Source organism: Yersinia sp. 1652 StPb PI, assembly GCF_041538345.1.
In the GTDB taxonomy this organism is placed as follows: domain Bacteria; phylum Pseudomonadota; class Gammaproteobacteria; order Enterobacterales; family Enterobacteriaceae; genus Yersinia; species Yersinia enterocolitica_E.
In genome coordinates this window covers 1,615,379-1,628,750 of sequence record NZ_JAULSM010000001.1, presented here as the reverse complement: position 1 = coordinate 1,628,750, position 13,372 = coordinate 1,615,379, and the positions used below count along the sequence as shown (strand labels likewise).

The following is a 13,372-nucleotide window of genomic DNA, read 5'->3' as shown; positions in this document are numbered from 1 at the left end:
TCTTATTGATCTACCTGATGCTATTTAGGATTTCTTTTACTTGATTGATTTTTTCTGCCGATAATTTTCGGGTCGGTGCAATGACCTCCGTTGAAATACTCACGCCACTGGCATTGATGGCTTCCTTTACTACACCAAAGAACGGTGTTTCTAATGCATACAGTGACGAGAGTTTGGCAAGACGGCGTTGCAACACAAAGGCCTGCTCATACTCTTTATTGATGAACGCATCATAGATCCCACCGGTCACCTCCGGCGCAAAATTGAAGGTAGCCGGGATCCCCCCGTGCCCGCCCAAAATTAGCGTATCAAGCATATATTCATCATAACCCGAGAAAATGATAAAGCCGGGCCGGACAGCATGAACGCGATTAATCACTTCACGCGTATGACTGATATTATCAATAGTATCTTTGATACCAACGATATTCGGAACCTCTCTGGCCAGTTGGGTAATAACATCCAGACCGATATCTTGTCCGGTTAATGCCGGGAAGTTGTACAAAAATACCGGCAGCGTGAGCGCTTCAGCGATGGTTCGGTAATGATGATAAAGATAATCGCTATTGAGCTGAGCATAATAAGGATTCACCGCCAGAACGGCATCAACACCAATCGACGCCGCATGTTGGCCATAGGCAATAGTTTCAGCCGTTCCCGGCGCGGCAATCCCCAACAATACCGGCACTCGCCCATCGATATGCTGGACGCAGAACTCGGCGACCTCAAGACGCATTTCATGTGACATATGACAGAACTCGCCGCCACTGCCCAAGATAAGTACCCCGTGAGCTCCCTGCGCAATCACATGGTCCAACAGTTTTGCCATGCCGGTTTTATCAAGCTGACCTTTTGCATCAACCACGGTAGGGACGGGAGGAAAAACACCTTTAAATCTGTTCACATTCACCACCATCAAGTTCTGCATATGGAACTTATGTTCCTTGTATGGAAAATGATGCGAGAAAATTGAACCTGAGTCAACTGGCTCAAATAGTGAACTGTGATCGAACGCTTATTTTAGTTACTTAACGTGGGATAATGGTGTGATGACCTGATGACCCCGTCATCAGGCTTTGAGTAACGAACTTAATACAGAGCAGGTATGTTGGACACGATGGGCAATATCTTCCCACTCGTCATTCGGCAGTTGGAAAAGTACTCCGGACACACTGATTGCAGCAATGACCTTACCCTGAGCATCATGCACAGGTGCTGAAATACAACGTACGCCGAGACTGTCCTCTTCATCATCGCATGCCCAACCGCGCTGACGGATTTCAGCCAATTGCATTTTGTAGGTGGTACGGTGGGTAATCGTTTTTTCGGTAAAAGCCGGAAAATGCTCTCCTTCAGGCAACAGATCATCAATCTCTTCATCAGATAGCCAGGCCAGCAATACTTTACCTAAACCCGAGCTGTATAAAGAAAGACGTTTCCCTTCCCAACTACGAACCACAATAGCCTGAGGACTTTCCATTTTTAACAAATAAATCGCCGCCCGGCCTTCCAATACACCAAGATGGCAAGTCAGGTTAGTACTGTCGCGCAATTCTGCTAATAATGGCAATGCGATGGTTTTAATATCAAACTGTTGAATTGCTTTATTGCCCAATTCATATAACAGCAGGCCGAGTGAATACTTATCTTTTTCCTGACGGAGCAGTCCCTGCACCACCATGGCATTAAGTAAAGTGGACGTGCTGCTCTTGGGTAAATCAACACCGCAGTAAATTTGACTGAAAGTAGCACTGCCGTGTTCTGCCAGGTAATGACAGACACGAATAGCTTTATCAAGAGCCGGGACCGGAGTGGTAGGTGTCTTCATCATCGTGTCAGTTGGATAAGATTATTAATGGATACCGAATGAGAATTGTAACGTTTTTATGAGGCTATGTACCAATTAAATGAGTCACCTGCATTAGGGGAAACCGTGGCCCAGTATTCTTTAAGATAACGTGATAACTCTCACTATTTCTATCCGTGGGCGTACGTGCTGTCTTTGCCTAATCTGCTGGCAGGCTTCACTCTATTTAGTCCATGTCACGACCTCTTGCTTATCATAATGGGATGACCCGAAAGATATTTCCGAGCTATTGGTCTTCATTAAATTCTGTTCAACATTATCTAAACCAGACACTGGAAAAATCTGCTGCAGACGTAACCGACGCTGATATCGAGCAGTTTTGGCGCGGGTTCAGTACGGCCATCGAGCAGCAAAAGAGTAAAGCTGCGAATGCCCGATAAAAACGCTAGAATCAGTCATCTCCGCCCGGTGAAAGCAGAATAAATGACCGACACTCCACTTCCTCAAACATCAGGCTCCACAATAGCAACAGACTCTCCTTCATCTCAAATGGTCACCCAAAATTTGGGGCATCTCGCTTTCTGTGCGCTGACAGCCCTGCATCTGGCTCGTCAGGAGGGGGCCATCAACTCCCCGTATGCCGAAAATATGTTTCTGATTCGCTGGTTATCCCTGGCCCAAAAACAGAAGCGATTTCCTAAAACGGTCGCTCAGGACATTGTCTGGTTGCAGGAGAAAGGGCGACTCAAGGGAACAACCGCCAATTTGAAAAAGCATGTTGAGTATCTGTACCGCTCGTGTCCAAGGGTGATTGAAGATCAAACGGATTTGTTCAGATTAACCTATTCCATTGAAACGCTGAAAGAGCGTGGCTGGCGAAATATCTTGCTGACGCCGTGTGAATTACAACGCGGAGAAGACATCAATTTGTTAACCGACGGTTCAGCCCTCTATACCGAAAAGTCAGCGCTGAGTCATAGCTTTAACAGTGAAGGAACGCCGACGCGCTGGTCTCATGCGCGTTACTCATCCCGTCACTCCGTTAATTTATCGACAATAATTTCCAACTAAAATCTAATCAATTTACCACTGTCAATAATCATGATTCTGAAAAAATTATTTTGTAATAGGCACCACAACGCAGCTAGTCCAAGAAAACATCCGCACCTTCCTTTGGTCATAATTCCCTTAAGATAGGCTCTTCTATGCTCGCTTTAGCTACGCTTCCCTTGCTGGGAACACCATAGTAACGATCACCACATGCCGAGGAACGCTCAAACCATCTTTATATAACCCACAACTATTGGTGGTCATTCTGGTGGTCTTGACAGGAGGGTAATTCAGGTTTAGCTTACTTATTAGCCAGTTACTGGCAAAGGCGATCCCAGTCAGAGGAGCCAAATTAGAAAAGCTCGCTTAGGCAACTAAGCGGGCTTTTTGCTTTTGTTTTTTGATCGTTTTTGTGTGTTACTGGCCGAAGCCTCTTTTCTAAGCTGCCTGTACGGCAGTGAACGGTGTGGTGCTGGGCAGTGTTCTTTCAGTTGTTTTCTAAGCTGCCTGTACGGCAGTGAACCAGGCCAGCCCGCAAACCGTGGTTATCCGCGTTTTCTAAGCTGCCTGTACGGCAGTGAACAGTTATAAAATACACATAACTTGCTGATGGTAAAAGAACAATAGACTGCGAGGGTAAAAAAGGCTTTTTTAATACTCTCGGCCAACCCTGTATAAAATCAATACGTTAGTATTGGCCGAAAAAAGAGGGTTAAAAATAGAGAATGGTGGCGATGATGCTGCAACCATAAACGCTAAACCTTCCTGTAATCAGAATTTTCTGCAACTCACCTTGCTCAACAAATAACAAGAAGTGTAGTGTACTAAACTGGCTTTTTAGTCGTAAAAAAAGCAGATTACACCACTGCTAATGGCGGTTTGGAATACGTTATTTTGCTTCGTTTTCCGTTATCCACCGGCCTATATTTGGATTGATCCTGTGCGGCTATTATCGTACCAGGCCGACATTTTGATATGTTAATTGTTAGATATCCTGGAAATTACAACGTTGTGTGCAACGGAGACATCCGTACAAAAGTGCGAGATGGGTATTAGTCGACGCGAAGGAATATGAATATGGCTGAGTTTCAGAATCCGTTTTTCACCAGCACGTCAGAAGACGTGGAAGCCGAATACGTTTGTGGTGTTGAAGCCTTACGGGCAGGCGATTGTAACGCTGCAAGCAGACACTTAGGCAATGCTGTTCGGGGAGGTCACGTTTCGGCATTATTCAATCTTTCTCTTCTTTGGGGGTCAGGCAGTGTGACGCCCTATGATTTCGATCTGGCGGCAGACTGTTGGTATAAAGCAGCGGAAGCCGGTCATCCTCGAGCCAAAGCTATTCTCTGGCAGTTGGAGGCAGCGGATCGAGGTGGATTTGGGGCAAATAATCTCGCTAAATTTGCCAAAGACGCGAATTCTGGGGATAGCCTGATATATTCGATAATGGTTTGTGCCGCCCGCTTTTATGATGTGATTTGCCGAAAATACGGCGCTACGGTGGACGTTATCGCTTATGAATTGGATGCAGCCACAATGAGCAATTTTGATTTCGTTCATTCATTCGTCAAGCGAACTGGCATAAACAAGGACTTCTACGAAGGGGGGTTGAACCGGTTAAAACCCGATTCAGCTGCGGATCAAATCGTTGATGGCCTAAATCAGTTACATGCTGCGATGAGATCGTCAGGTGTAAGCGAAAAGCTCGCTGCCATGGCCCGTTGCTCTATCGTGGGACATATCATTGCAAAATCACCCTACGGAGAGCATTCTCAGCCGCTTCGCGGTATAGATACGTTCTTTATTGAGGATGCCGGATTATTAGCTGAATCGGACGAGAGTCATGCCAACGAAATGGACTTATCTACCAGAAAGCGGGAGTCTCAGGTCGAGCAAGCTCAGAGACAAATCGCAGTTAATCTTGAGCAGATGGGGGCATCGGTCCTCCTCATAACGCAATCAGGGAAAGTCGTTATGACGGCAGACAGCTTGCAAGACCGACCACGCAATTGGTTTGGTGGGAAGGTCATGGAGGTCATGATAAGCCGCCCAGGCTTAGCCCCGTATTTCATCTATTATGAGAACGACGAGTACTACTACAACATGTCTGGGCCTGCTCAGCAGTCCTTTTCCAACGCTCAAGGCTACAACAACTATCGCAGTAACGTATCGCAAGCCCTATGCATGTATTTGGTGGTACACCTGATAGCAACACAGGGTAACGATATAAGTCATCCTGAGATGTCATTCAGTCACAACAGAATACACACTAATGTCATCGCCTACGTTGATAGGCTGAATAACTGGTACCCCATTCAACACAACTCGGCAGAATCAGACTCAGCGACAGAACGCAAGGTCGCACTGGTTAATAGGGGCGAGATCGACATTACTGATGTTATTGCCGTTCATCATACATCTCCCTCATAGATTAACCGCGGTTGCGGGGAGTAGCCTTTATCGGCAATTCCCCGAACTGATCCAGACGTGCGCGGCTATCTTCCAGGATTACTGTCCGATGGGTTGATACCCTGCCACTCCGGTTTATTCGGCATGTCCGCGTCGTCTAACACTCTATAAAATGAACTTCATAAAACTATACATAAAAGGCTGATTATTATAATGAAGCCACTTTAGGCATTGGTTTTGCGTTCAAATACCTAAGACCATCCTGCGTCACTGTTATAAATTGCACTCTTTGTGTCGTGGTTTACGCAGATTGAAGTGACTATCCTTGGTGGGCAACTGGCAATTAATACACGCAGCAGCACAATGTCGCCGCGTATCGATTAATGTCGAATGGCTATTCGGTTATCCCCTCTTTTGCAGATGATTCAGGCTGCCATACAACGTCAGCAAATGTGCGTATTCAGTCGTATCATAAAAATTACAGGTACCTCGTCCATATTCTTTGGCCACTTCAACGGCGAATTTTACCACCAATGCAATATCCACTTCGTGGCTGGCCCCGGTACCACATCCCGGTACAACCGACTCGGTGCAGATTGCGACGCCGACCACCGGCGCAGTTGTGGCGGTAGAGGGCTGGAGAATACTGTTGATATGATGCACACCATTACCATACGGTGTGATGTCTTGCGTCGTGATAGGGAATGTTACTGCCGGGCGACCACTGGTCATCTCCATGATGCGTAAAAGATCTTCCGCCACCCGCAAAATATAGCCTTCCTTCACCGTCGGTGAAAGTGCGTAGCCTTTGTGATTGAGTATACGGTTGCCTTTGGTCGTGTCGATCGACAAAATGGCATCGGCTTGCGTGATCATCTCATTATTATTCATCGTCACGTCATCAATCGGCGAATCCATAAAATCAACGGGATCGTGCGAGCGAGTTGGTGCATTTGGACAAATGTGGGTGGTGACTATCACATCTCCCGGTAATACATCTCCGTTATGTTGCATCTGTGCCAGTTTCAGCGCGCTGGCAATTACCGCAATGGCACCATCACCGTCGGAAACCAGCCCGATACGTGTTGGCCGCGCACCAACCCCACCGAGGCGGCCAATAATACCCAATGTAGGTGCCTTGCCGCCCAGGGTCTTGCCTTCACTGCCCACAATTTCAATGCGCACAAAATCAGTTGCCCCTTTCTCGCCATCGACGCGATGGGTCGTGGCTTTTACCGCCGGGTATTGGGCAAACAACGCGACAATCTCTTGTCCGTTAACATATGCACTATCTATTAATTCATAGGCTTGTATTGTTTGTTTCAAACTCATTTTTATACCTCAATCATGTTGCCGGGTGAATCAATGCATCCTGCATCAGCCGCTACTGGTTATTTCCCTTTACTGGAAAAAATGGAGTTAAAGAAGTTATACAGTGCATCGCCGGCAATAAAGCCTGCCGCCATAATTTCCATCGGCGTGCGGCCTTTATCACCCCAGCGTTTAATAATTAGGATACGCAGTGCGATACCCACCACTACCGCCCACCCTGCCATCGCGTTGTTAATTAGCAATCCGGTGGCCAGCAGCACCCCAAGCTGCCGCTTCGGCCCACCAATGAATTGCACGATAGCGCCGGGAATAGCCCAGATAAGCAGATTCAATGCAATGCCCGGCTGTGCACCGGCCTCGATAGTCTTGGCATATACCCGCGCCACTGGTGGAACCAAGCCCTGTAGGAAATAACTGGTGTAAGAGAAATAAACTACCGGAATGGCAATCACAAAAGCGATAAGTGCAGCGATCAGTTGAATGCGGCGCCCCCACAACTCTTGCTGCAAGTCTTTACCATAACCTCGCAGGATAAAACCGGCTTTCAGATCAAATCCCATATCGGCAAATGCCGGCCCGGTTGCCGCAGTGAAGCCTGTCAGAATGCATAATGCTAGCGGGGGGAAACCAATTAAAATACCTATAATCAAGGTAATCAGCGCGACGGCAAAGGCAGGGAACCAACCAGAGTGCATCGCTGCGATACCCACGATCAATTCATGTACAAAGGCAGCAAAAGCTGCATAAATCACAAACAGTAACAGCATGACCAATGACATTTCACTGTATAGACTACCGGCCAAAGCCAGCAGTGCAGCAATAATGATATACCCAACCGCGCCCAGTCCCAGTGCCTTACGCACCTCGCTGTCAGGTTGCGCATGAGTGGATTTGCTCTCGCCATTCTTATTGCGAATCATCTGTACAACTTGAATCAAGGCCACCAAACCGGCCCCAACCATCACCCCGTGTGGAATAAAATGTGCATTGATATCGACTCCGGTCATTGGCTGGCCGTAAGCTCTCAGCAACAAACCGACTCCAAACATGCTCAGAGCCCAAATATTGCCAATAAAAGCGGTACCAAAGGCTGCCATCGGAACTTTTAGCATTGAACCGGCGATACCCACCAGAACACCCACCACGAGCAGCCATGCTTGCTTACCACCTCGGTCACCGGCTTTGATTGCTTCCGCAGCAGCCACACCGGGAGGCCAGGCATTAGCGGCCGGAAAGACTTTGGTATCAAATAATCGATACAATAGATAAGCATCCAGCAACATCGCTGCCGCAACACCACATAGCATCGGTAGGATCAATTGCGGTTGGCCCATGACATAGGGCACAGCAATCGGCATCAACAAACTATTAGCAGCACCGAAGGTGGCTGAAGAAATAACGGTTTGCGCCAGATTCTGGGTATGTATCGAACGATAGCGCTGAAACATCTGTAATGGAATGCGCGCAAGCAGCATGGCAATAAGCGCACCGATAATCGAGGTATTAGGCGTCACGCCCAAGGTTGTTATCAGTTGTACGCCGATAATTGCCCCCATAACGGATAACAGCACCATAACCAGCAGCGTGCTGATATCTTTCAACGGATTTATCGCTTTTTCTGGTTTCATAAGCCCCTGTCTATCTTTGGTATTTGGCAAAAATAATATTTCAGGCATAGGATGCCGTCGCAGTTCCAATATTTGGAACCAACAATGAAATTTATTATTTATAGCCTGACTTAGCTTATTTAATTGCACCGTGCTTATTCACAGTGCAATTAAATAATCGGTAAGATGCCCTGGTGTTGGCATACTGATTTATTAATCAAAAACAAAACTCTATTCGCGGTGAGTTATTTGATCTGTTGCCAATATTCATCACCGAGTTTTTTCGCTAATTGCCGGGAAACCGTTATCAATGCCGCCAAAACCTGAGGTGGATAAGGCTGATCATCGGACTGAGAGGGGAAAGATAAGCATAACCCCACCGTTTCACTACGGTGTTTATTGGTTACCGCCGTCGCGAGTGAGCTGATCCCAGGCAGGGTTTCGTTACGCGCCAAAGACCACCCCTGCCCCCTGATTTGCGCCAGTTTTGGCAGCAATGTATCGAGCATTTGTCCAGAATCCGGCAGGGCACCTTGATAGCCAGCGATAAAGCGTTGCCGAACATCATCATCACTTTCTCGTGCCAATATGGCCCGGCCTACCGAGGTTTCCGCGGCGGGTGAACATCCGCCAACCGGCGTGACCACATGTAAGAAATGACGGCCAGGGAAGGTTCGCATAACCCTGATATCTCGCCCCTCCAGTACCGATATATAACCGGTACAAAAAGTCAGTTGGCCTAAATGCGCCATAGCGACTGCCGCATTGTCCACCAATGGCGTTGATAAATAGTGGCTAGCAACGGAAAGCAGTAAATGACCAATTTTATACAAGCGAGTCTGAGGATCTCGCTCCAGCAACCCTTGGTTTTCCATCGTTTGTAATAGGCGCGAAACTGTGCTTTTCGGTAAACTCAGTTGTTCAACCACATCGCTGAATGAAATACCCGGCTGACCGTGCGTTATGCATCGATGAGAAAATAACTTCAATACCGCAGTGGCATTTTCTAATGTCGTCATCTCACACCTGTTCCATTATATGGAACCAAGTTCTTAAATGGTATTTCGAAATTAGAACCCGTCAAACTTATTGTCAATAAGTTTATTTTTTTATGTGAAGTGAAATTGAAAATAATGATAATGTTATAAAAACACTCCAGCATCTAGTACAAGAGCAGTAGCACCTTAATTTGTATTTATTCTATTTTAAAGGGAAACACCAGCATAAGATGCTAGTAAATGGCGTCATATAGGGAATATAAACAATCGTCCAGAGATCACGGATTTTTCCACTGTCCGATTTTAAAAGTGTATGAAATAAAACAATTCATTTTACATTGAGAAACAAAACAAGAAATATCTGATAAATATGCGTATCATCGGTAAACGTAATCAAGTAAAACTTAACAAACCGCTTGATGTTATTTTCTATCTAGTTGGTCTGACTATAATTATCAAAAAAAAACCATTATTTGGTCACATTCACTTTAAATAAATTAGTTTGGAGTGAAAAATCATTATTTCTTGTTATAACTTTAATTAAGATAAAAATACATTCATAATTAGTCGTATTTTTTTGGCAGCGTAAACTATAACTTTTATACTTCCAGAAAAGGATAACACTATGGTTTTTTGGCAATGCTACTTAAATGGATGGCAACGCACCTTTGATTTTAAAGGCGTTTCATCGAGGCAAGAGTTCTGGATATTTTTCTTAACCAATTCTTTACTTAAAATTCTATTAATTATAATAATTGCCACATTGTCAGTAACAAAAACAATCGATTCAGTAGACTATCTCTTGACCATAAATATATTTATTAACATTGTAGTGCCTTTACCACTGCTTGCTGTTGGCATTAGAAGAATGCATGACATTGATTTATCTGGCTGGTTTTTTGGTATGCTTTACATCTTTATTTTCTTGTTTTATTTTTTGAACCGATTTATTTGGGCTTTTGAACTCGCTAGCCCACGGAATTTATATTACATAAGAATATTCTTGTTAATTACCCTTTGCTGGGTACCTATGCTGATCGTCGGCATACTATGTTGTATTAAAAATGAATAAATGCCTTTCACACAAAGAGTCCTTGTCGATGAGCCATAACTCACTAGTGTTGATACTTTATGTTCTCGTGTATTGAAATGATTTAATTCTTTATATTAACTCTCACACATCAAATTTTATTTATATTTTTTTGGATAATGTTAATACAAATGGAGTGTTTTGAAAAATGAAAGTTTTAAAATATACAGGATTTATCGTCCTTTTCTTTATTGCCGTTTACATTTCTGCCATCACGCCTTACCAACGGTTTTTTTATCTTTTTGAAAGTGAAGTGTCTGAAGGCAACATTAGAAATGCAAAATCAGGTGAACAGTATGAGGGGAAAAAAGCCGGAGATACTATTCCAACCATTAAAACGTTAGCAGATATCAGAGTGGGTAGTTACTTCACTATAGAAACCGAGTCTCTCGAACCAACCGAATTATATGGTATTGTTGATATTCAACGTGGTGGATTTATTACTTCAGGGTCTGGGCGGAAAAAAAAGACCAAATTCATTCCTTATTGGACACAAAGTAAAATAAAAACACTTATTAATGAACTAGACTACGCCAGATTCTATATTGCAAAGTTACCCGATGGAAACAACGTTATTGTTCTTATTGATGATACATTGCTCAGTACCAGCAATGGAGATAAGATTCGTTTACCCATTGGTTCAAAAGCAGTGCCATTTCATGTAACAAAACAAAGATCAGGAACGTTTGCACAATATTTTCATGAGAATGCTGAAAAGTACTCTTTAAACAATCAAACCAATGGATATATTAATATGGCGAGTAAGTCATTCAATGACACTTACCGACTGACAGTTCTTATTTTAAGAATAATAGGTACCGTGGTTATATTCACTATATTGTATATGGTTGCTAATAGAATACTTTCCATATTTAATAAAAAAACAGAACGTAATCAGTCAAATGATAGGGATAACTTGATTAGTAAATAATACCCCCCCTCCAAGTGTCAGTTTTCCCAACATTTGGAGGGCAGCTCGTATAGATCTATCCGTTATAACTGCATAACTTTATGATGTAACAAGAAATAGTTATGCTTATGAGGTAGATTTTATTACCTGATTCTAAATTCACAACCCAAAAAAATCATTAAACAACATGGGCAATAGGTGAAAGTCAGGATACAGATTCACCGTTAACTGCAGGAGGGATTTTAGGGGGGATGATGAGGATGATTTTTACTGAGTGAAGTAGAGCTTGTCATTGTCGGAGCCCATGACGCTTAGCAATAATCGACAACTGAATAATAGACTTCGCATTGAACTTTTCATGCAATTTTCTTTTATATGCACTAATTGTCTTTCGACTAACATTGATGTTATTGGCTATATCATTAATCGTCAAACCCTGGCTAATCCCTTGCATAACAGCAATTTCATTAGGTGATAGACTTTTTATTATAAGATATTCATTTCTTTGTTCATCATTATCATCATTTTTAAAACTAATAATAAGCTTTGGAAAATAACAATAACCCGACATAACCGCTTTAATGGCACTTTCCAAATTATCAATGCTATCGGTTTTAGAGACATAACCATAAACACCACAGTCCATACATTTTATAGCATAATCATTAAATACCATCGCAGTGAAAATTATTATTTTTGAATCAGGTGAAACTCTTAATATTTGTTCAATCAGGCCAAGACCTGAATATTCATTTGTAAGAATATCAAGAATAATCAAATCTGGTTTATGCATATGGGCTATCCTAACCGATTCTGTTCGACAATTACTTTCTAAAACCTCACCTCCTTTACACTCTATAATACGTTTTATAACACTTCTAATTATAGGATGTTCATCAACAACAAGCACTGTCATGTCAAGCATCATATCTCCTTAATAAAGTACCCGCAACCTTTATAGGGCGTAATCCATCAAATAGACACCTAAGAAAATTCATTATTATTCAGATGCACCATAGTATTAATGCACAATAACACCCTCCATTTCAAATCGATAAAAATGGAAAATTCTCACTGTATTGGAATATCTAACCTTACTTTACTTAGGTCGAATTAAAAGAGCAGGGAACCATTAATATCTCCTACAATTCTCACAGAAAGAACACTCATAAAAATCGCCGATTACTGTACGCTAAACTCGCCTGAAAACTCACAATTTAATTGCGGTAACGAGGTTTCTGCGGAGCTAGATGGCTGTTTAACATAAACACCAAAATAAAGTGCCGGTGTTGAGAACGTTGAAATAGTATCACCAAAACCAGACAAGGAGATTGTCTGAGTATGTGTATAACCTGAAGCTGTCCCGGCAAGCGTATTTTTATAAACTCCGCAAGCTACCTGAGTATTACTGCCGGTGGCGGCCCCTTCGCTCGGAGTGACGACAAAGTCGACCGCTTTGGTATTAGCCGTTGGGCTCCAATTAACACAGTTCATAGATACATCAATAGGATTAATGGCTTGTGATAAGCGCGTCCCATTACTATCATGCACATATATATGTGGCCCACTTAGGGTCGCTGAACGTTGTGACAAACTACTCGCCTCACATACAACATCAATATTGGCTGTTTTAAGGTTAAAGTTATATGTACCTAGTAGAGCAGATGAAAATGTATAACATGAGGTACCCGCCGCATTACAGGGTTTTCCCTCAGCTCCAGTTATCATTGCAAAACTCCCCGATGTACCGGATATCGAAACCAGTGCTGAGCGTGATATCACTATGCGATAAGAAAGTATTACCCCGTGAAATTGTGCGATCGCTAGTGCTTCGTCCATTGTTGAAGCAGCTAACAATTGTTGGTCATATGTGCCATCCCCTCGTAAATCAAACGCGCCAGTGTATAAGTCAACCCCTAGACCTCCGGAGGTAACTGCTCTGACTTTATATGTTAGTAAACAACGTTCTAATGTAGTATGGCTAACATTTTGTGGCCGACAATAATTAACATACGCAGAACCACCAGGCTGGAATACCACATCCATACTCATTTCTGACAAACTTGTTTGCAGGTTTTTTATGATAAATTCCGCATAAACAGTGCCAGGAAACACTGTCATCAGCAGAATAAACACCAGTAGATTTAATAATCTCATCTTAATCTATTT

Annotated in this window: 12 protein-coding genes and 1 CRISPR repeat array; of the genes, 4 read left to right on the top strand and 8 right to left on the bottom strand. The window is 43.4% G+C overall.

Annotated elements, in window-relative coordinates; genetic code table 11:
• Nucleotides 1-10 precede the first annotated feature (10 nt).
• Nucleotides 11-913 carry a dihydrodipicolinate synthase family protein gene (locus tag Q2T71_RS07295; protein ID WP_372559874.1) on the bottom strand — a complete coding sequence of 301 codons (903 nt, stop codon included), beginning with the start codon at nucleotides 911-913 and terminating at the stop codon, nucleotides 11-13.
• A 156-nt stretch (nucleotides 914-1,069) separates the two neighbouring features.
• Nucleotides 1,070-1,828: an IclR family transcriptional regulator gene (locus Q2T71_RS07290; RefSeq protein WP_372559873.1), complete on the bottom strand. Its 759-nt coding sequence runs from the start codon at nucleotides 1,826-1,828 to the stop codon at nucleotides 1,070-1,072.
• Nucleotides 1,829-2,290: 462 nt separating this feature from the next.
• Between Q2T71_RS07290 and Q2T71_RS07285 the strand changes: the two genes are divergently transcribed.
• Nucleotides 2,291-2,878: a DUF2913 family protein gene (locus Q2T71_RS07285; RefSeq protein ID WP_372558597.1), complete on the top strand. Its 588-nt coding sequence runs from the start codon at nucleotides 2,291-2,293 to the stop codon at nucleotides 2,876-2,878.
• 411 nt (nucleotides 2,879-3,289) lie between these two features.
• Nucleotides 3,290-3,443: a CRISPR direct-repeat array (repeat unit 29 nt; unit sequence TTTTCTAAGCTGCCTGTACGGCAGTGAAC).
• Nucleotides 3,444-3,569: 126 nt separating this feature from the next.
• Here the strand turns inward: Q2T71_RS07285 and Q2T71_RS07280 are convergent.
• Nucleotides 3,570-3,713 (bottom strand): type I-F CRISPR-associated endoribonuclease Cas6/Csy4, encoded by a 144-nt coding sequence (locus Q2T71_RS07280; RefSeq protein ID WP_127891223.1) that lies wholly within the window; start codon nucleotides 3,711-3,713, stop codon nucleotides 3,570-3,572.
• A gap of 221 nt (nucleotides 3,714-3,934) precedes the next feature.
• Here Q2T71_RS07280 and Q2T71_RS07275 point away from each other — a divergent pair, with 221 nt between their 5' ends.
• On the top strand, nucleotides 3,935-5,287 hold the full coding sequence (locus tag Q2T71_RS07275) for a hypothetical protein (protein ID WP_372558596.1): 1,353 nt from the start codon (nucleotides 3,935-3,937) through the stop codon (nucleotides 5,285-5,287).
• A gap of 381 nt (nucleotides 5,288-5,668) precedes the next feature.
• On the opposite strand, the gene Q2T71_RS07270 is transcribed toward Q2T71_RS07275, so the two are convergent.
• The 3 genes from Q2T71_RS07270 to Q2T71_RS07260 form a co-directional block, all read right to left on the bottom strand.
• Nucleotides 5,669-6,598: a DUF1177 domain-containing protein gene (locus tag Q2T71_RS07270; RefSeq protein WP_372558595.1), complete on the bottom strand. Its 930-nt coding sequence runs from the start codon at nucleotides 6,596-6,598 to the stop codon at nucleotides 5,669-5,671.
• A gap of 59 nt (nucleotides 6,599-6,657) precedes the next feature.
• A complete protein-coding gene (locus tag Q2T71_RS07265) occupies nucleotides 6,658-8,226 on the bottom strand; it encodes an OPT/YSL family transporter (protein WP_372558594.1) in 1,569 nt (522 codons plus the stop codon).
• A gap of 224 nt (nucleotides 8,227-8,450) precedes the next feature.
• Nucleotides 8,451-9,224: an IclR family transcriptional regulator gene (locus Q2T71_RS07260; RefSeq protein WP_372558593.1), complete on the bottom strand. Its 774-nt coding sequence runs from the start codon at nucleotides 9,222-9,224 to the stop codon at nucleotides 8,451-8,453.
• A 604-nt stretch (nucleotides 9,225-9,828) separates the two neighbouring features.
• Here Q2T71_RS07260 and Q2T71_RS07255 point away from each other — a divergent pair.
• Both Q2T71_RS07255 and Q2T71_RS07250 read left to right on the top strand, forming a co-directional pair.
• A complete protein-coding gene (locus Q2T71_RS07255) occupies nucleotides 9,829-10,275 on the top strand; it encodes a DUF805 domain-containing protein (RefSeq protein WP_372558592.1) in 447 nt (148 codons plus the stop codon).
• Between the two features lie 166 nt (nucleotides 10,276-10,441).
• On the top strand, nucleotides 10,442-11,224 hold the full coding sequence (locus tag Q2T71_RS07250) for a hypothetical protein (RefSeq protein WP_372558591.1): 783 nt from the start codon (nucleotides 10,442-10,444) through the stop codon (nucleotides 11,222-11,224).
• Between the two features lie 268 nt (nucleotides 11,225-11,492).
• On the opposite strand, the gene Q2T71_RS07245 is transcribed toward Q2T71_RS07250, so the two are convergent.
• Together Q2T71_RS07245 and Q2T71_RS07240 are read right to left on the bottom strand one after the other, a co-directional pair.
• Entirely contained in the window at nucleotides 11,493-12,131 is a 639-nt protein-coding gene (locus tag Q2T71_RS07245; RefSeq protein ID WP_372558590.1) for a response regulator, read from the bottom strand.
• Nucleotides 12,132-12,385: 254 nt separating this feature from the next.
• Nucleotides 12,386-13,360 carry a heme utilization protein gene (locus tag Q2T71_RS07240; RefSeq protein ID WP_372558589.1) on the bottom strand — a complete coding sequence of 325 codons (975 nt, stop codon included), beginning with the start codon at nucleotides 13,358-13,360 and terminating at the stop codon, nucleotides 12,386-12,388.
• Between the last annotated feature and the right edge of the window lie 12 nt (nucleotides 13,361-13,372).